The organism is Cyanobium sp. LEGE 06113 (assembly GCF_015207615.1).
Genome location: NZ_JADEWM010000001.1, coordinates 305,028 through 322,563, shown reverse-complemented (window position 1 = coordinate 322,563; position 17,536 = coordinate 305,028). Strand labels below are relative to the sequence as shown.

General features: G+C 70.8%; 14 protein-coding genes and 1 pseudogene. 6 read left to right on the top strand and 9 right to left on the bottom strand.

The genetic code is table 11. The features are described 5' to 3' along the window. Positions 1–14: 14 nt before the first annotated feature. The 4 genes from IQ220_RS01695 to IQ220_RS01685 all read right to left on the bottom strand — a co-directional run bounded on the left by IQ220_RS01695 (position 15) and on the right by IQ220_RS01685 (position 4,024). The gene (locus IQ220_RS01695) at positions 15–1,031 is read right to left on the bottom strand and encodes an SIS domain-containing protein (RefSeq protein ID WP_193913197.1); all 1,017 of its coding nucleotides are present in this window, start codon (positions 1,029–1,031) and stop codon (positions 15–17) included. Between the two features lie 53 nt (positions 1,032–1,084). Then, positions 1,085–2,155 (bottom strand): selenide, water dikinase SelD, encoded by a 1,071-nt coding sequence (selD, locus tag IQ220_RS15460; RefSeq protein ID WP_228008803.1) that lies wholly within the window; start codon positions 2,153–2,155, stop codon positions 1,085–1,087. 202 nt (positions 2,156–2,357) lie between these two features. Next, positions 2,358–3,206, bottom strand: coding sequence for a hypothetical protein (locus tag IQ220_RS15455; protein WP_228008802.1), 849 nt, complete (start codon positions 3,204–3,206; stop codon positions 2,358–2,360). 32 nt (positions 3,207–3,238) lie between these two features. Further along, positions 3,239–4,024: a pentapeptide repeat-containing protein gene (locus tag IQ220_RS01685; protein WP_370566307.1), complete on the bottom strand. Its 786-nt coding sequence runs from the start codon at positions 4,022–4,024 to the stop codon at positions 3,239–3,241. 143 nt (positions 4,025–4,167) lie between these two features. Here IQ220_RS01685 and IQ220_RS01680 point away from each other — a divergent pair, with 143 nt between their 5' ends. After that, a complete protein-coding gene (locus tag IQ220_RS01680) occupies positions 4,168–5,283 on the top strand; it encodes an aminotransferase class I/II-fold pyridoxal phosphate-dependent enzyme (RefSeq protein ID WP_193913018.1) in 1,116 nt (371 codons plus the stop codon). A gap of 24 nt (positions 5,284–5,307) precedes the next feature. Here the strand turns inward: IQ220_RS01680 and IQ220_RS01675 are convergent, their stop codons facing one another. Continuing rightward, a complete protein-coding gene (locus IQ220_RS01675) occupies positions 5,308–6,408 on the bottom strand; it encodes a glycosyltransferase (RefSeq protein WP_193913016.1) in 1,101 nt (366 codons plus the stop codon). Positions 6,409–6,457: 49 nt separating this feature from the next. Here IQ220_RS01675 and IQ220_RS01670 point away from each other — a divergent pair, with 49 nt between their 5' ends. Next, positions 6,458–7,231, top strand: coding sequence for a hypothetical protein (locus IQ220_RS01670; RefSeq protein ID WP_225875722.1), 774 nt, complete (start codon positions 6,458–6,460; stop codon positions 7,229–7,231). 65 nt (positions 7,232–7,296) lie between these two features. On the opposite strand, the gene IQ220_RS01665 is transcribed toward IQ220_RS01670, so the two are convergent. Beyond that, entirely contained in the window at positions 7,297–8,142 is an 846-nt protein-coding gene (locus IQ220_RS01665; protein WP_370566306.1) for an NAD(P)-dependent oxidoreductase, read from the bottom strand. An 89-nt stretch (positions 8,143–8,231) separates the two neighbouring features. Beyond that, entirely contained in the window at positions 8,232–9,437 is a 1,206-nt protein-coding gene (gene pgk / locus IQ220_RS01660; RefSeq protein ID WP_193913014.1) for a phosphoglycerate kinase, read from the bottom strand. Between the two features lie 150 nt (positions 9,438–9,587). Here pgk and IQ220_RS01655 point away from each other — a divergent pair, with 150 nt between their 5' ends. From IQ220_RS01655 to IQ220_RS01645, 3 genes and pseudogenes are all read left to right on the top strand, one after another. Beyond that, on the top strand, positions 9,588–9,959 hold the full coding sequence (locus IQ220_RS01655; RefSeq protein ID WP_186698104.1) for a universal stress protein: 372 nt from the start codon (positions 9,588–9,590) through the stop codon (positions 9,957–9,959). Then, positions 9,959–10,878: pseudogene (ylqF, locus tag IQ220_RS01650) on the top strand (ribosome biogenesis GTPase YlqF). Before IQ220_RS01655 ends, ylqF begins: the two are co-directional and overlap by 1 nt. Before the next feature lie 55 nt (positions 10,879–10,933). Further along, the gene (locus IQ220_RS01645; RefSeq protein ID WP_193913012.1) at positions 10,934–11,884 is read left to right on the top strand and encodes an RluA family pseudouridine synthase; all 951 of its coding nucleotides are present in this window, start codon (positions 10,934–10,936) and stop codon (positions 11,882–11,884) included. A 13-nt stretch (positions 11,885–11,897) separates the two neighbouring features. Here the strand turns inward: IQ220_RS01645 and IQ220_RS01640 are convergent, their stop codons facing one another. Both IQ220_RS01640 and IQ220_RS01635 read right to left on the bottom strand, forming a co-directional pair. Continuing rightward, the gene (locus tag IQ220_RS01640) at positions 11,898–12,707 is read right to left on the bottom strand and encodes a heparin lyase I family protein (RefSeq protein WP_193913011.1); all 810 of its coding nucleotides are present in this window, start codon (positions 12,705–12,707) and stop codon (positions 11,898–11,900) included. A gap of 112 nt (positions 12,708–12,819) precedes the next feature. Further along, positions 12,820–14,421, bottom strand: a complete 1,602-nt coding sequence (locus IQ220_RS01635) for an ABC transporter ATP-binding protein (protein ID WP_193913003.1) — start codon at positions 14,419–14,421, stop codon at positions 12,820–12,822. Between the two features lie 278 nt (positions 14,422–14,699). On the opposite strand from IQ220_RS01635, the gene IQ220_RS01630 reads away from it, so the two are divergent. Continuing rightward, a complete protein-coding gene (locus tag IQ220_RS01630; RefSeq protein WP_370566314.1) occupies positions 14,700–16,994 on the top strand; it encodes a bifunctional (p)ppGpp synthetase/guanosine-3',5'-bis(diphosphate) 3'-pyrophosphohydrolase in 2,295 nt (764 codons plus the stop codon). Positions 16,995–17,536 lie beyond the last annotated feature (542 nt).

The following is a 17,536-nucleotide window of genomic DNA, read 5'->3' as shown; positions in this document are numbered from 1 at the left end:
TCAGGGTGGGGCGCTCAGCTGGCGCTGGCGCTGAAGCCGGCCTGCACCAGATCATGCAGACGCAGCAGCCCCTCCAGCAGCAACGGATCGTCGGGCGACACCACGGGCAGCACCGAAATCGCCTGGCGGCGGTTGCGCTCCATCAGCTCGAGGGCCTCGGCGGCCAGCACATCGGGGGTCACGGTGATCGGATCGCTGGTGGCCATCTCGGCGGCTGTGATCCGATCCCAGTCGCCCGGACCGTGACGCTGCAGGGTGCGGCGCAGGTCGCCGTCAGTGATCAGCCCGGCCAGCTTGGAGGGATCGCTGCCATGCACCCAGCTGGCCCCCAGGCTGCCGCGCTTGGGGCTCCCCTGGGTGAGGTGGGCGATCACCACCGGCAGGCGCGCTTCCGGGTGCAGGGCCTCGAGCTCGGCGGCGGGCACCATCAGATCGCCGACGGTGAGGGTGAGACGCCGGCCGAGGGAGCCGGCCGGGTGGTTGATGGCGAAGTCCACCGGCGAGATGCCGGCCCGCTCCATCCACACCAACGCCAGGGCATCGCCGATGGCCATGGCCACGGCCGTGCTGGCGGTGGGGGCCAGGTTGAGGGGGCAGGCCTCCCGGTCCACAGCCCCGTCGAGCACCAGGTCGCAGCCCCGCGCCAGGCTCGACTCCAGCCGTCCCACCAGGGCGATGCGGCTCGTGCCCCGCCGCTTCAGGTGGGGAAGGATCGCCAGCAGCTCCTCCGTCTCACCGCTGTTGGAGAGCAGCAGGGTCACGTCATCGGCGGCCACGATGCCCAGGTCGCCGTGCAGGGCGTCCACGGGATTGAGAAACACCGCCGTGAGGCCGATCGAGGAGAAGGTGGCGGCAATCTTGCGGGCCACGATGCCGCTCTTGCCCACCCCGGTCACCACCAGCTTGGCCCGGCGCTGGCGGCAGCTCTCCAGCAGCTCCAGCGCAGCCTCCACCTGCTGGGGATCGAGACGCTCGGCGGCCGCGGCGATCGCGGAGGCCTCCTCCTGCAGGCAGCGGGTGAGGGCGGACAAGGGCGGCACGGGGATTGGCGTCAATCTTCCAGCACCGCTCAACCCAGCGCCCTTCAACCCAGCACCCTCCCCACCACAGCGGCAGCCGGGAAGCCCGCCCGGCGCAGGCTGCCAACAGCGGCATCCGCCGCCTCGCCCGGCACGGCCGCCAGCAGGGGGCCGCAGGTCTGGGGGTCGATCAGCAGGGCCCGCAGGGCCGTGTCCTGGGCTGCCCTGCCTGGGCCAGATCCGGCGCCAGGCTCCAGCCGCACCGGGCCCGCCAGCAGCTCCAGGGCGCTGGCGTTGGCTGGCGCCAGGCTGCTGGCATGGCCTTGGTGCAGCAGCTCCAGGGCCCCCGCCAAGCTCGGAATAGCCCCGCCCGCCAGCACCACCTCCAGCCCGGCTCCACTCGCCGCCAGCATCTCGCCCAGGTGCCCCAGCAGCCCGTAGCCGGTCACGTCCGTGCAGGCGCGGCAGCCGTGCTGCCGCAGCAGGGGCACCAGGGGGGCCTGGCTCTGCTGCAGCTGCTCGAGGGCGGCGTCGATCCAGCGAGGCCGGGCCGCCCCGGCCATGGCGGCAGCGAACAGCACCCCCGTGCCCAGCGGACGGCTGAGCAGCAGGGCATCGCCTGGCTGCAGCGGCCCCTTGGGCCAGTGCTGTCGCGGCTCCACCACCCCATTGACGCTGAGGGCCAACACCAGCCCACCGCCGTCGCGGGCCTCCAGGGTGTGGCCCCCAAGCAGGGGGGCCTGCAGGGGCTCCAGCACCGAGCGGATCCCGGCCAGGCTCTGGTGCAGCAGCTCCTGCTGCAGGGTCGCCGCGGCCTGGGGCAGGGTCAGCACCGCCAGGGCGCTGTGCACCTGGGCGCCGCTGGCCCAGAGATCGCTGCAGGCGTGCAGGGTGGAGAGGCGGGCGTTGAGCCAGGCATCGGCCACCAGGGCGGGGAAGCCATCCACGCTCTGCAGCAGCAGCGCCCCGTTGGCCGTGCGTGTCACCGAGGCGGCGTCTTCAGCTGAGGTGCTCTGGCCGCTCTGGGCAAGGGCCGCCAGCAGCGGTGCGGCCGGCAGCTTGGCGGCGCAGCCGCGGCAGGCCATGGCGTCAGCGGGGCCGGGCGCCATGGCGCCATCGGGCAGAAAGCGCTGCATGAAGCGCCGGTCGATGCGGTCTTTCCAGCGCCACAGCCAGCGGCTGGGGCCGAGCGCCAGGGGGCCCCACAGGGCGATGGCCCGCGGAGGCCGGCCCGTGGCACCACCGCCATCACCGAGCAGCTGCTGCGCCAGCGCTGGGGTCGCCAGGGGCGCAGGGCCGGTAGCCGGGCAGGATCAGCCGCCAGCAGCCGCTCCAGGTTCACAGCGAGGGTGGGCGCCGCCCGCACGGCCCACACCCCCGCCGGCGCCGGGGCGCGCCGGCCAGCACGGCGCAGTCGCCGCAGGCCAGGATCGCGGGGTGGCCCTGCACCTGCAGGCTGGGCTCGGTGAGCACCCGGCCGCGCCGATCACAGGCCAGGCCGGCGGCGGCGAGCCAGGCGGGAGCGGCGCTTCCCGTGCAGGCCAGATCGGCAGCCGCCTCAGGTTCCACGCCCCGGCGCACCACCACCTGGGCGGCCCGCAGCAGCCGCTCTCCGAGCCGGTTGGCCGCTCCCGAGCCGAGGTGCAACCCCTGGCCGCGCAGCAACAGCTCCACCTGCTGACCGCGGCGGCACAGGGCCAGGGCCAGCTCCACGGCGGCGGCGCCGCCGCCTCGGATGCGCACGCGGCGATCGAAGCGCTCCAGGCCATCCAGCCGGTCGAGGAAGGGCTCCAGCGGCTTCACGGGCAGGGCCGCCCCTGGGCTGCTGCCGGCCGTCACGGCACCCACGTCGAGGCTGAGCCAGTCCCAGCGCAGCGCGGGGCGGTCCTGCAGATCCACCTGGCGATGCTGGGGATCGAGGCCGGTGATCTCGGCGCGGATGAAGGCCACGCCGGCCCGCTGGCAGAGCTGGCGCAGATCGATGCTGGCCTCGTCGCGGCTGTAGAGGCCCGCCACCAGGCCCGGCACCATGCCCGAGTAGAGGGCCGTGCTGTGCCGGCTCACCAGGCTCACCTGGCCCGGCCGGGGCCGCTGACCCCGGCCCATGGCCCAGCGCAGCAGCACCAGGGCATGGGTGTGGCCGCCGCCGGCCAGGAGCAGGTGGCCAGCCGGGCCGGAGGAACGCATGGGCGGGCAGGGAGGGCCGGAGCGGGTGGGGCTCAGAAGGGCAGCGGCATGAAGGCCTTGGCGGCCAGGGGCAGCAGGAACTGCAGGGCATCCACCGTGCCGCCCACCAGGGCCCCCCCAAGGCCATTACCTCCTCCTCCGGGCTGGCCCGGTGGCGCGCTGATCGTTGCGGCCGCCTGGCGCAGCTGGTCCGCCTGGATCTCCTCGCCGCCGGCGGCGTAGAGGCTGGCGGCGTAGTTGAAGTCGTTGGCGGCCAGCTGGGCCTTGCCCTGCTCACCCCTGGTGATGCCCCGGGCCACCCAGCTCACCGCCGCGGCGGGTTGCAGCCGGATTGCCGAACTGAAGAACTGCTCGGCCTCGGGATAGCGGCCCTGCTGAGCGGCCTGCACACCGGCGTTGTGGAGTTCCCCAAAGCTCAGCTGGCCATGGTCCACACCCCGGGCTCCCTGCCAGTGGGCCCGGGAGAGGGCTCCCGGATCGAGCAGGGCACCGCTCAGATCCGCCTGACGCAGGTCGGTGCCCTCCAGCCGGGCGCCGCGCAGGTCTGCTCCACGCAGAGAGGCGCCCTGCAGCGTGGTGAAGCTCAGATCCGCGCCCATCAGCTGGGCGCCATCCAGCCGCGCCTGACCGAGGTTGGCGCGCTGGAGGCGAGCCTGGCGCAGGTCCACATCGTCGAGCCGGGCGTGCACCAGATCGGCGCTGGTGAGGTTGCAGCGCGGGCACTGCCGCTGCTCCAGCAGCTGCAGCAGGTCGTCGGTGGAGCCGGCGAGGGCGGCCCTGCTCAGTAGCGCAGCAGATCCCAGGCTGAGGGCAGCCACCAGCGTGAGGAAGGTGGTGCCTCGGAGCGGGCCCAGGCCTCGGCATGACCACCAGTCCCGTGTCATGGACCAGCTCTCGATTGATTGCTTTATAGCGCCATGTCTCAGTGTCTAGCGTTCTGCCCTGGACAGTGGCGATACGGGTGAGCGACACGGGGGAGCGACATGGCGGCAACCTGACTGCCGCCGCCGCCCGCCTGGGCCAGCCCCCCGGCCGGCTGCTCGATGCCAGTGCCTCCCTGGTGCCCTTCGGGCCTCCCTGGGCCCTGCGCCGTGCCCTGCTGGGGGCGTCCCTCGGTTCGGCCGTGCGGGTCTACCCCGACCGCGGCTGGCAGCGGCTGCGGGGGCAGCTGGCCGCGCTGCATGGGCTGGAGCCGGCCGAGGTGCTGCCAGGCAATGGCGCCGCTGAACTGTTCACCTGGGCGGGCCGCGACGCCGCCGCAGCGGGGCTCAGCCTGGTGCCCCAGCCGGGCTTCGCCGACTACAGCCGGGCCCTCGCCTGCTGGGGCGGCAGCTGGCAGGGGCTGCCCCTGCCGCTGACCTGGCCCCAGGCCTTCCCCCAGCCCTTCCCGGCCCTCCCCGACAGCCCCAGCCCAGCGGGCGAGGCCCAGGTGCTGTGGATCTGCAACCCCCACAACCCCACTGGCCAGCTGTGGAGCCGCCACTCCCTCGAACCGCTGCTGGAGCGCCACCGCCTGGTGGTGTGCGACGAGGCCTTCCTGCCCCTGGTGCCGGGCGGAGAGGCCCAGTCACTGCTGCCCCTGCTGCAGCGCCATCCGAACCTGGTGGTGGTGCGCAGCCTCACCAAGCTGCTGGCCTGCGCCGGCCTGCGCATCGGCTATGCCCTCGGCAGCCCCGAACGGCTGCGGCGCTGGGCCGCCTGGCGCGATCCCTGGCCCGTCAACGGCCTCGCCCTGGCGGCGGTGGAGCAGCTGCTGGCCGATCCGTCGGCCCTGGTGGGCTGGACCCTGCGGGTGCATGGCTGGCTGGCCCGGGAGCAGCCCTGGCTGCGGCGACAGCTCGGGCGCTGGGGCCAGTTCACGGCCATGCCCTCGGCGGCCAACTTCCTGCTGCTGCGCGGCAGCGACCCGCTGGTGGAACTGCGCCAGGCCATGGAGCGCCGCCACGGCATCCTGCTGCGTGACTGCCGGTCGTTCGAGGGGCTCGGCGCCAGCTGGCTGCGACTCGGCCTGCAGGACCGCCGCGGCCATCGGCGGCTGCTGGCGGCCCTGGCCCAGGAGCTGCCCCCCACCGACTGATCAGGCCCGCGCTCAGGCTGGTGCTCAGGAGCGGGATCGGACCCGTCTGGCCGCCACCAGGTCCTGGAGCAGGCTGGCCAGCTGCCGATCGGCATCCGGGGTGTCCAGCCGGGCCATGCCCTCGGCCATCGCCGTGAGCGGATCGGCCTGGGGCGGCACCCGGCGCAGGTGCGGGCCCAGCAGCCGCCAGACGGCCCGCTCCAGGGTGGGCAGCTCAGGCGCGTGCTGCTGCACGATCACGGCGGCCGCCAGACTCGCGGCCGCCTCGGCATTGGCGTCCTGGTGACGGTCGGCCGCGCTGGGATAGGGCACCAGGATGGCCGGGGTGCCACAAGCCGCCAGCTCGCTGAGCGCTCCAGCCCCGGAGCGACTGATGGCCAGGGACGTGGCTTCCAGCAACCCCGCCATCTCATCACTGAAGGGCCGCTCCACCACGCCCGGGGGCAGGGGGGCGCCGGCCTCCGGGTCGCTGCTGCCGGTGAGGTGCACCACCCTGATCCCCGCGGCGCTGAGCCTGGGCAGCAAGGGCCGCACCATCCGGTTCAGGCCCAGGGCTCCCTGACTGCCGCCCATCACCAGCAGCAAGGGGCCCTCGCCGGCGGGCAGCCAGGACGGAGGGGCGGCCGGCTGGCGGAATTCCGGCCTCACCGGGGTACCTGTCACCAGCACCTGACAGCCCGGTAACTGCGCCATGGCCTGGGGCAAGCCCACCGCCAGCCGGGTGCAGAACCGCCCCAGCAGCCGCGTCACCCGCCCCGGCACGGCGTTGCTGTCGTGCAGCACCACGGGCACGCCGCACCAGCGGGCCGCCAGGATCGCCGGGGCGGCGATGTAGCCGCCGCTGCTGAACACCGCGTCGATCTGTTCGCGGCGGAGCAGCCGCCGCACGCTGCCGATCGCCACCAGCAGCCGCAGCAGGTTGAGCAGCTTGCGCAGACCCCGCCCCTGCAGCCCCCCCGCCTTCACCGTGTGCAGGGGGTAGCGCCTGGGCACCAGCTCCCTCTCAAGCCGGTCCGGCACACCCAGCCAGCGCACGTCCCAGCCGGGGGGAAGGGCTTCGGCCACGGCCAGGGCGGGGAAGAGATGTCCACCGGTGCCACTGGCCGCGATCAGGAGCCTGGGCATGGACGTGGCCGCCAACGGTGCCTAACTTAAAAGCCGTCCCAGCAGCAGCATGCGCCACCCCCGGCACCGTTCCCTGCGCGCCACGCTGCTGAGCACGGCGATCCTGCTGCCCCTGCTCGGCCTCGACGCCCCCCTTGCTCCGCAGGCCCGCGCCGCCGAGCCCATCCCGGCCCAGTTCCAGAGCCTCCAGGCCGCCCTCAATGGCCAGGGAGATCTGGAAGCCCTGCTGAAGGGCGGCCCCGACCTGGACCCGGCCGATGTGGTGCGCCGACGCAACACCCTGCTGCGCCAGTTCCCCGATGCCCGCTGGACCCTGACTCCTGGCGAAGCCCTGCGGGACGGCCGCGCCACGGTGAAACTGCAGGTGAGCGGCAGCCGCACCGACGGGCCCACCACCTATCGCCTCGAGGCGGAACAGCGGCTCGCCCTCGAGACTGACGGCCGCCGCATCACCGGCCAGACCGTGATCAACGAGCAATCGGTGCTGCGCAGCGGCGACGCCCCCCTGCCCGTGAGCCTGCTGATCCCCGATGCGGTGCTCACCGGCCAGCGCTACGACGTGGACGTGATCTTTGACGAGCCCCTGGACGGAGCGATTGCCGCGGGCGGCATCGTGGCCCTCAGCCCCCAGGATGTGGCCACCCAGGACAGCCCCACCCTGCAGCTCGGGGCCCTCGGCGGCGGCGGCCTGTTCAAGACGGTGCAGGCCCCTTACACCCCCGGGGAGCAGACCTGGGCCGTGCTGATGGTGCACCCCAAGGGGATCGTGAGCGCCACCAAGCGGGTGCGGGTGGTGGCGGATCGGGCCCAGCTCACCCTCTGAACCCACTCACTCCCTGAACCAACGGGCCAGAGCTGAAACGTCGTCGTCGCCGTGGCCCCGGGCGATCAGGGCTCTTCGATGGCGGCCACCCGCTCGGCCATGGGCAGGGAGAGATCCACGGCGGCGGCAGCCTCCAGGGCAATGGCGAGATCCTTGCGATGCAGCGCCAGCCGGAAGCCCAGGGGGTAGTGCCCCTCCAGCATCTGGTCGGCGCGGTGCTCCAGGGCCCAGGAGCCGGCCGCCCCCAGCTTCAGGGCTTCCACCACCTGGGGCATGGGCAGCCCCAGGCGACTGCCCAGCGCCATCGCCTCGGCGACGGCCCCGTAGCTGCCCGCCACCAGCACCTGGTTCACGGCCTTGGCCTGCTGACCCGCCCCCACGGGCCCGAAGTGGCTGATGCGCTGCCCCACCACCTCCAGCACGGGCCTGGCCCGCTTCAGGTGGTGCGGCGCCGCCCCCACCAGCACCGAGAGGGTTCCGGCGGCGGCCCCCTCGGTACCGCCGGTCACGGGGGCATCCAGGTAGGCCACGCCGTGGTCGGCCAAGCGGGCGGCCAGCTGGCGGCTGCTGGCCGGGGCGATCGTGGAGAAGTCGATCACCAGGGATCCGGGCCGCAGCCCTTCGATCGCCCCGGCGGGACCGAAGAGCACCGCCTCCACCGCAGGCCCATCGCTCACGCAGATGCAGAGCAGATCGGCGCCCGCCGCTGCTTCTGCCGGACTGCTGGCTGAGCGAGCCCCGGCGGCCACAAGCGGCTCCTGCCTGGCGCCGCTGCGGTTGTGGACCAGCAAGGGGTAGCCCTCGGCCAGCAGATTGGTGGCCATGGGGGCACCGAGTGCCCCCAGCCCCAGGAAGGCCACGCTCGGGGCTGATGGCGGCGGGTTGATCGGGTCTGTCAACGATTGGGTCATCGGGTGTGCCGCCTCTGAGCGATCTGGCTGGAGAAAGGCCCCGGGCCACCCCACCTCAGCGAAGCCCCCCCTGACCTCAAGCCACGGCCTCAGACCTCATCAAGTGCAGCCACCCCCGGCAGCACCTTGCCCTCCAGCAGCTCCAGGCTGGCGCCGCCGCCGGTGGAGATGTGGCTCATCTTGTCGGCCACACCCACCTTCTCCACGGCGGCCACGGAGTCGCCGCCGCCGATGATCGTGCAGCAGCCCTTGGCGCTGAGGTCGGCCAGGGTGTGGGCGATGCCGTTGGTGCCGGCGGCGAACTGGTCGAACTCGAACACGCCCATGGGGCCGTTCCAGATCACGGTCTTGCAGTCGGAGAGGGCCGCCTGGAAGGCCTTGAGGGCATCGGGACCGATGTCGAGGCCCATCCAGCCGTCGGGGATGGCGTCGATCGGGGTGGTCTGGCTGTTGGCGTCGGGGGCGAAGGCATCGGCCAGCACCACATCGGTGGGCAGCAGCAGCTGAACCCCCTTGGCGGCCGCCTTGGCCTCCAGCTCCTTGGCAAGCTCCAGCTTGTCCTCCTCCACCAGGCTCTTGCCCACTGCCAGGCCACGGGCCTTGTAGAAGGTGAAGATCATGCCGCCGCCGATCAGCACCTTGTCGCACTTGTCGATCAGGGCCTCGAGCACGCCGATCTTGCTGCTCACCTTGGAGCCGCCCACGATCGCCGCCAGGGGGCGCTTGGGCTCGTCGATGGCGCCCTGCAGGTACTGCAGCTCCTTCTCCATCAGGTAGCCGGCCACGCTGGGGCTGAGGGCCTTGGTAACCCCTTCGGTGGAGGCGTGGGCACGGTGGGCGGCGCCGAAGGCGTCGTTCACATAGACATCAGCCAGGGCGGCGAGCTTGGCGGCGAAGCCAGGATCGTTCTTCTCTTCCTCGGCGAAGAAGCGCACGTTCTCCAGCAACACCACATCGCCGTCGGCCATGGCGGCCACCTTGGCCTCGGCGTCGGGGCCGATGCAGCTCTCGGTTTTCAGCACCGGCTGGCCCAGCAGCTCAGCCAGGCGGGCGGCCACCGGGGTGAGGCGCATGGCCTCGTTCACCTGGCCCTTGGGCCGGCCGAAGTGGGCCGCCAGGATCACCTTGGCGCCCTTGCCGGTGAGGGCGTTGATGGTGGGCAGGGCGGCCCGGATGCGGGTGTCATCGGTGATGGCGCCGGCATCATCCAGCGGTACGTTGAAGTCGACCCGCACCAGCACGCGCTTGCCGCGCAGGTCGTCGGCGGAGAGGCTGGCCAGGGATCGCTTCGCCATGGAGTGCGCGGGTAGGGGTAGGGATAAACGGGCGGGAGCTTAGCTCCCAGCCCCCTCTACCACCCGGACGGCCGATCTGACCAGCCGCTGGGGTCTGGATGGCCGCCCGGGGCGCCGCGCTCCAGACTGACGCCACTGGGGCATCGACCCATGTTCGACACCGTTCTCTTCCCGATCGATCGCAGCCGCCAGGCTCTCGACACCGCCGCCGTGGCCCTGCAGCTGGCGCAGCAGCACAGCAGCCGCCTGGTGCTGCTCTCCGTTGTGGAGCCCGACGACGACCCGGCCGCGGTGGCCGCCCTGCTGCAGGAGGCGCGCCAGAGCTTCGAGCAGCAGGGGGTGGCCTGTGAGCTGGTGGAGCGGGAGGGCAAGCCCGCCTTCGTGATCGGCGATGTGGCCGATGAGATCAATGCCGATGTGATCGTGATGGGTACCCGCGGCATTTCCATCGAGAGCGATCAACAGAGCACCGCGGCCCGGGTGATCCAGCTGGCGCCGTGTCCGGTGCTGGTGGTGCCCTGATGCCCCCCCAGCCCCAGACCATCCAGCTCAGCGTCAACGCGCCGGCGATTCAGTGGTATCCGGGCCACATCGCCAAGGCGGAGAAGGCCCTGGCGGAAGCGCTCGCCAAGGTGGACCTGGTGATCGAGGTGCGGGATGCCCGCATCCCCCTGGCCACGGGCCATCCCCGCCTGCAGCGCTGGATCGGCAGCAAGCACCACCTGCTGGCCCTGAACCGGGTGGACATGATCCCCCGGGCGGCCCGGGAGGAGTGGAGCGCCTGGTTCAAGCGGCAGGGCCAGCAGGTGTGGTGGTGTGACGCCAAGGTGGGCACCGGCGTGAAACAGCTGCAGCAGGCCGCCATCCGGGCCGGCGCCGCCCTCACGCCCGCCGCCTGGGTCGGGGCATGCGGCCGCGGCCTGTGCGGGCCTTGATGCTGGGCTTTCCCAATGTGGGCAAGTCGGCCCTGATCAACCGGCTGGTGCGCCAGAAGGTGGTGGACAGTGCCCGCCGGGCCGGCGTCACCCGCAGCCTGCGCTGGGTGCGGCTGGGCCAGGACCTCGACCTGCTCGATGCCCCCGGCGTGCTGCCGCCCCGGCTGGATGACCAGCAGCTGGCCCTGCGGCTGGCCCTCTGCGACGACATCGGCCAGGCGGCCTATGACAACGAGGCGGCCGCCCTCGCCTTCCTGCAGTTGCTGGTGCTGTTGCAGGCGGTGCCGGCCTCCGGAGTGCCGCGGGATCTGCTGCTGCGCCGCTATGGCCTGGCCCAGGCCGACCTCCCCTCCGGGGGCCCCGATGTGGAGGGCTGGCTGCAGGCCGCCGCCGGGCGGCACACCAGCGGCGACAGCCTGCGCATGGCCACCAAGCTGCTGGATGACTTCCGCTGCTCCAGGCTCGGGGCCCTGGCCCTGGAGCTGCCGGCGGCACCGCTGGCATGAGCGCAGAGCCGATGCGGGCAGAGCCGATTCACCCAGCGAAGAGGAGGCGTTGCTGATGGCCGCGTTCGGCGAGGGAGCAGGCGAGCTGCTGACGCTCTCCTATCCGAAGCCGCTGCCGATGCGGCTGGATCGCTGGCTGGTGGCCCAGCGCCCGGAGCAGAGCCGGGCCCGGATCCAGAAGTTCATCGAAGCGGGCTACGTGCGGGTGAATGGGATCACCGGACGGGCCAAGACCCCCCTGCGGCTGGGCGATCAAGTGGAGCTCTGGATGCCACCACCGGAGCCGCTGCCCTACCTGGTGGCCCAGGAGATGCCCCTCGATGTGCTTTACGAGGATGCCCACCTGATCGTGCTCAACAAGCCAGCCGGCCTCACGGTGCATCCGGCGCCGGGCAACAGGGACGGCACCCTGGTGAACGGCCTGCTGCACCACTGCCCCGACCTGCCCGGCATCGGCGGCGAACTGCGCCCCGGCATCGTGCACCGGCTCGACAAGGACACCACCGGCTGCATCGTGGTGGCCAAGAGCCAGGAGGCCCTGGTGAAGCTGCAGGTGCAGATCCAGAAGCGCATCGCCTCCCGCCACTACCTCGGCGTGGTGCACGGCCAACCCCGCGCCGACCACGGCACGGTGATTGGCGCGATCGGCCGCCATCCGGTGGATCGCAAGAAATACGCCGTGGTGTGCGATGCCAGCGGGCGGCACGCCTGCACCCACTGGTCGGTGCAGGAGCGGCTGGGGGATTTCGCGCTGCTGCGCTTCCAGCTCGACACCGGCCGCACCCACCAGATCCGGGTGCACGCCGCCCACATCGGCCATCCGATCGTGGGCGACCCCGCCTACTCCCGCTGCCGGCGCCTGCCCGTGGCCCTGCCGGGGCAGGCCCTGCACGCCGTGCAACTGAGCCTGGATCACCCGATCAGCCGCGAACGCCTGGTGTGTGAGGCACCACTGCCAGCGGCGTTCGAGCGGCTGCTGGAGCAGCTGCGGGGCAGGCTGCGCTGAAAGGGGTCTCGGCTCAGAGCATTCCCACCAGCATGTCGTCGAAGTGGGTGGTGAACGTGCCGGCGCTGGGCTCGTTGCGCTTGTAGATCCCGAACTTGAAGCGGTAGTAAGGGGTGGGGCCGCGGTTGGGGATCGGCTGCACATTGGGTGTTCCTGCCCGACCCCTCCAGTTGCCGATCTGCTTGCCATCGGCGGCCACGCTCATGGTGCTGTTTTTGCCAGGACGAAAGCGGAAGCGCATCTGGAAGTTGTGCCACTGCCCCGGCACAAAGCTGAAGGGGGCCACCTTGTTGAGTTGGCGGGAGCCGCCTTTCACGGTCTTGGTAATGAAGTCCACCTTGTGGGATTCCCCCCTGCGCATGCGGAGGCCCACAAACGGGTTCTTGCCGCCCAGCTGCCAGAGTTGCATCAGGTAGTAGGAGTTGTCGGATACCCCACTGCCCTTGGGAATGCGCATCCTGAAGTTGGCCTGGAGCGCTCTCCCAGCCTTGAAATACCCCTGCTGAGTGAGCTCAGCGCGATCCTTCTGACCATTCCCCCTGCCGTTCACGCTGAAGCTCAGAAAGCGGTTACTACCTTCCTCGCGCAGGCTCACTGGCGAGAAGGCCCCCTGGTATTTGCCAAGCAAATCAGGGGAGCCTGCTTCGCTGTAGTTGCCGCCGCTACCCAGACGGGCGCTTGGCCCTAACGCGACCTTCCGGACTGTGGGGTGGCGATTGAAAACGCGTCCATCACCGGTGAGGCGAATGGTGGTGGCTTTAGGTACGCGGATACCGCGGCCCGCCCGCCAGGTTGGCCGGCCCTTTCTGTTCCGCTTCCGCATGGGATGGGCGGCTGGGGCTTGCCTCCCTCAGCCAGATGAAGAGTGGTTGCAGATTGTGGCTCTTGGCCGGGTGCTGCAAGTGCACATTTCGATCTCCGGACCAGCCCCCCGCTCAGGCGGGCTGGGGCAGCCGCGGGCAGGCCTCCACCAGGGTGCGGGTGATGGCGGCCCGGGGATGACGCAGCAGCTCTGCCCCCGGGCCCTGCTCCACGATCCTGCCGCCCTCCAGCACGATCACCCGGTGGCAGAAGCCGCCGGCCACCGAGAGGTCGTGGGTCACGAACAGCAGACCCAGCCCAAGCCGCTGCTGCAGATCCCGCAGCAGGGCCAGCACATCGGCCTGCACCTCGGCATCGAGCATGCTCACGCTCTCGTCGCAGAGCAGCACCCTCGGCTCCAGAATCAACGCCCGGGCGATGGCCACCCGCTGTTGCTGGCCGCCGGAGAGCTGGCGGGGCAGCCTCTGCTCGAACGCCTCCGGCGGGTTCAGGCCCACCGCCGCCAGCAGCTCCCGGGCCCGCTGCCGGGCCGCCGGCCGGCTGGCCAGGCCGTGGATGCGCAGGGGATCGGCCACGGCGTCAGCCACCGTCATCTGGGGATTGAGGCAGGCCAGGGGGTCCTGGAACACCATCTGAAGACCGCGGCGGGCCTGCCGCAGCGCCTCGCCGCGCAGCTGCCGCAGGTCGATGCCATCCAGGCGCACCGCCCCGCCCTGCACGGCGGTGAGGCCCATCAGGGCCCGGCAGAGGGTGCTCTTGCCGCAGCCTGAGGCCCCCACGATTCCCACGGTCTCGCCGCGGCTCACCTCCAGGCTCACCCCATCGACGGCCTTCAGCCAGCGGGGCCGCCAAGGGGCCGAGGGCAAAGGATGCCAGCAGCGCAGAGCCTCAATCTCCAGCAGCCGCTGCCGCTCACCCGGTGGACGGGCGCCCGCCGCCTCCCGCTCGCGGGCTCGGGCCACAAGCCGCTGGCTCAGCGGCGCCTGCGGCTCCAGCAGCAGCTGCCGGGCCGGAGCCTGTTCGATCAGGCGGCCCTGGTCGAGCACGGCGATCTGGTCACACCAGCGCCCGGCCATGGCCAGATCGTGGCTGATCAGCAGCAGGGCGCTGCCGGCCTCGCGGCAGAGCTGGGTGAGCTCCGCCATCACCTGGCCGGCCACGGCCACATCGAGGCTGGTGGTGGGTTCATCGGCGATCACCAGGGGCGGTCGCAGCGCCATGGCCAGGGCAATGGCCAGCCGCTGGCGCATGCCGCCGCTGAAGGCGTGGGGGTAGTTGTCAAAGCGCTCCGCGCTGATGCCCACCCGCTGCAGCAGATCCTCGGCCCGCTGCCGCAGGGCGCGCCGCCTCCAGCCGGGGCGATGGGCCGCCAGGGTGTCGGTGAGGTGATCCCCCACCGTCAGCAACGGATTGAGCCGCGTCATCGGATCCTGGAACACCAGGCCCACCGCTTCGCCACGCAGACGGCGCAGGGCGGCCCGGCCCAGCTGGCGCGGATCCTGGCCACCGAGGCTGAGGCTGCCGCTGCACTGGCTGCCCTCGGGCAGCAGCTGCAGGGCGGCCCGGGCCACGGTGCTCTTGCCACAGCCGGAGGGGCCCACCAGGGCGAGGGTCTGGCCGGGATGCAGCTCCAGGACCAGGCCGTCGAGGGTGGGGCTCGGCGCGCCTGGATAGCGGACCACCAGGTCCTTGAAACACAGCACGGGCTCAGTCATGGCCCCCAGCTTGGATCCGCTGACGCCGAGACTGGTCCCGATCGGGCCGCACCTGCCTACGATTGGTGCAGTCCGCAAGGTTGCATGCTCCGCGCGGTTTCCGATCTGAACCCCCCGCTGGAGCGCACCGACGCCCCGGGCCCAGAGACGGATCACCCGGCTGTGGGTGGTCTCGAAACCCCTGCAGTGACTGCGACCCGTCAGCGCAGTCCAAGCGTCAGTCAGGGCTGCAGACCAGCCTGGAGAGCCTGGGGACGGCCCCATGCCTCGACCTCGCCATCGGGCCTCCGGCGGCCCGGGCGCTCCCCAAGCCACGCCCGATCCACAGTCCGGACGACTACGGCGTGCCGCTGCCGCAGTGGCTCCAGCACTGCATCGAGCACGCCCCTCCTGGCGACGGCCAGTCGTGTCCCACCGACGCCGAGGCCCTGCTGGCCTCCGCCTTTGATTTCGCCTACCAGCTCCACGAGGGCCAGTACCGGGCCTGCGGCGATCCTTACATCGTGCACCCGATCGCCGTGGCGGATCTGCTGCGGGACATCGGCGCCAGCGCCAGCGTGATCGCCGCCGGCTTCCTCCACGACGTGGTGGAGGACACCGAGGTCACCCCCGAGGAGCTGGAACAGCACTTCGGCGGCGAGGTGCGCGCCCTGGTGGAGGGCGTGACCAAGCTGGGCGGCATCCACTTCACCAACAAAACCGAGGCCCAGGCCGAGAACCTGCGGCGGATGTTCCTGGCCATGGCCAGCGACATCCGCGTCGTGCTGGTGAAACTGGCCGACCGGCTGCACAACATGCGCACCCTCGGGGCGCTGAAACCCGAGAAGCAGCTGCGCATCGCCCGCGAAACGCGCGAGATCTACGCCCCCCTGGCCAACAGGCTCGGCATCGGCCGACTCAAGTGGGAACTGGAGGATCTGGCCTTCAAGATCCTGGAGCCCGAGGCGTATCGCGACGTGCAGCTGCAGGTGGCCACCAAGCGCAGTGAGCGCGAGGAGCGGCTGCAGGTCACGGTGCAGTTGCTGCGCGACAAGCTCGCCGCCGTGGGGCTCTCGGCCTGCGAGGTGAGCGGCCGCCCCAAGCACCTCTATGGCATCTGGAGCAAGATGCAGCGCCAGCAGAAGGCGTTCCACGAGATCTACGACGTGGCCGCCCTGCGCATCCTCTGCCCCAGCCTCGATGGCTGCTACCGCTCCCTGGCGGTGGTGCACGACACCTTCCGGCCGATCCCCGGACGCTTCAAGGACTACATCGGCCTGCCGAAACCGAATGGCTACCAGTCGTTGCACACGGCGGTGATCGGCCGCCATCGGCCGATCGAGGTGCAGATCCGCACTGCCGAGATGCACCAGGTGGCGGAATACGGCATCGCTGCCCACTGGAAATACAAAGAAGGCGGTTCACCTGCTGCCCTCGGCAACGACGCCGAGCGCTTCAACTGGCTGCGCCAGCTGGTGGACTGGCAAAAAGATGGTGGCGCCCAGGACAGCAACGACTATCTCGCCTCGATCAAGGAAGACCTCTTCGATGAGGAGGTGTTCGTGTTCACCCCCAATGGCGATGTGGTGGGCCTGCGCAAGGGATCCACGGCGGTGGATTTTGCCTTCCGCATTCATTCCGAGGTGGGCAACCACTGCCAGGGGGCACGTATCAACGACCGCCTCTGCCCCCTGGCCACGCCGCTCCAGAACGGCGACTTTGTGCAGATCCTCACCGCCAAGGCGGCCCATCCCAGCCTCGACTGGCTCAACTTCGTGGCCACCCCCACGGCCCGCAACCGGATCCGGGCCTGGTACAAGAAGAGCCATCGCGAGGCCAACATCCAGCGCGGCACCGAGATGCTGGAGCGGGAGCTGGGCCGTGAGGGCTTCGATGCCCTGCTCAACGGCGAGGCGATGGCCAAGGTGGCCCGCCGCTGCAACCTGATCAGCACCGACGACCTGCTCGCCAACCTCGGCTTCGGCGGAGTGACCCTGCACCAGGTGCTCAACCGCCTGCGCGAGGAGCTGCGCCTCGCCAACAGCGCTGCCGCCCCGGTGCTCAGCAACGAGGAACTGGCCCGCTCCGTGAAAAACCAGGCCGGCCCGCCCACCGCCACGGCCAGCCCGATCGGCCCCGGAGCCTCCAGCGCCATCCTGGGGCTTGAGGGCCTCGACTACCGGCTGGGCGGTTGCTGCAGTCCCCTGCCGGGGGAAGCGATTCTGGCGGCGGTGGCCCTCGGCAACCACGGCATCACAATTCACCGCCAGGACTGCGCCAACGTGCAGCAGGTGCCGCCCGAGCGCCGCCTACCCGTGCGCTGGAACCCCACCTCCGACCAGGAGAAGCGCCGCTATCCGGTGCAGCTGCGCATCGAGGTGCTCGATCGGGTGGGCGTGCTCAAGGACATCCTGATGCGCCTCTCCGACCACCGCATCAACGTGAGCGACGCCCGGGTGCGCACCACCCCCGGCAAGCCGGCCCGCATTGAACTGCGGGTGGAACTCAGCGGCGCCCACCAGCTCAGCGGCACCATCAACCAGATCGCCTCGATGGCGGATGTGCTCGACATCTGTCGGACGGGGATTGGCTGACCCGGCAGAGGCCTTAGTCCCTAGGAGTTTTAGGAGGTCTTCAAGCAGGCCAAACTCCGTCCATGCGGCGGATCATCAACATGCAACTCACCAGGAGCAGTAAAGATCCAATGGAGTGCCACTGTTACGAATATTCGGGCCCATGGTAATCCTATGTGGCTGATGAGTTGGGGCGCTCTACAGCCATGCCCCAGTAGAACTGGGCATACTTGCTAAACGACATTAGCTTTCCGGTGCTGTCTGCCAACCAGAAACCAGAAGAGGTCTTGCCGGAGAACCACTCGGCAGCAGACATTAAGCCACGGGGGTGCCATCTCTGTAGATGCTACGGACACATCAAGATGGCCGGGCTGGTCAAGTTTGGCCATGTCAGCCCTGCTGGTGCCGGGGATTTACCCCAGCCCCAGCCCCCAAGGAAGCGCGCTGCTAGGAAAGAAATGTAATTCCTTCACGAAAAAGGATACAGCTAAAACCTCCTGAAAACCATTGCCAGACTAACGTGACCACCACCATTGGTTCAGTTCCCATGAGTTCTAGGAGGG

Excerpts from the sequence above, each read along its gene's own strand:
- selD (WP_228008803.1), bottom strand. The coding sequence starts at position 2,155 with ATGCAGCGCTTTCTGCCCGATGGCGCCATGGCGCCCGGCCCCGCTGAC.
- IQ220_RS15455 (WP_228008802.1), bottom strand. The coding sequence starts at position 3,206 with ATGCGTTCCTCCGGCCCGGCTGGCCACCTGCTCCTGGCCGGCGGCGGC.
- IQ220_RS01675 (WP_193913016.1), bottom strand. The coding sequence starts at position 6,408 with ATGCCCAGGCTCCTGATCGCGGCCAGTGGCACCGGTGGACATCTCTTC.
- IQ220_RS01670 (WP_225875722.1), top strand. The coding sequence starts at position 6,458 with ATGCGCCACCCCCGGCACCGTTCCCTGCGCGCCACGCTGCTGAGCACG.
- IQ220_RS01665 (WP_370566306.1), bottom strand. The coding sequence starts at position 8,142 with ATGACCCAATCGTTGACAGACCCGATCAACCCGCCGCCATCAGCCCCG.
- pgk (WP_193913014.1), bottom strand. The coding sequence starts at position 9,437 with ATGGCGAAGCGATCCCTGGCCAGCCTCTCCGCCGACGACCTGCGCGGC.
- IQ220_RS01655 (WP_186698104.1), top strand. The coding sequence starts at position 9,588 with ATGTTCGACACCGTTCTCTTCCCGATCGATCGCAGCCGCCAGGCTCTC.
- IQ220_RS01645 (WP_193913012.1), top strand. The coding sequence starts at position 10,934 with ATGGCCGCGTTCGGCGAGGGAGCAGGCGAGCTGCTGACGCTCTCCTAT.
- IQ220_RS01640 (WP_193913011.1), bottom strand. The coding sequence starts at position 12,707 with ATGCGGAAGCGGAACAGAAAGGGCCGGCCAACCTGGCGGGCGGGCCGC.
- IQ220_RS01635 (WP_193913003.1), bottom strand. The coding sequence starts at position 14,421 with ATGACTGAGCCCGTGCTGTGTTTCAAGGACCTGGTGGTCCGCTATCCA.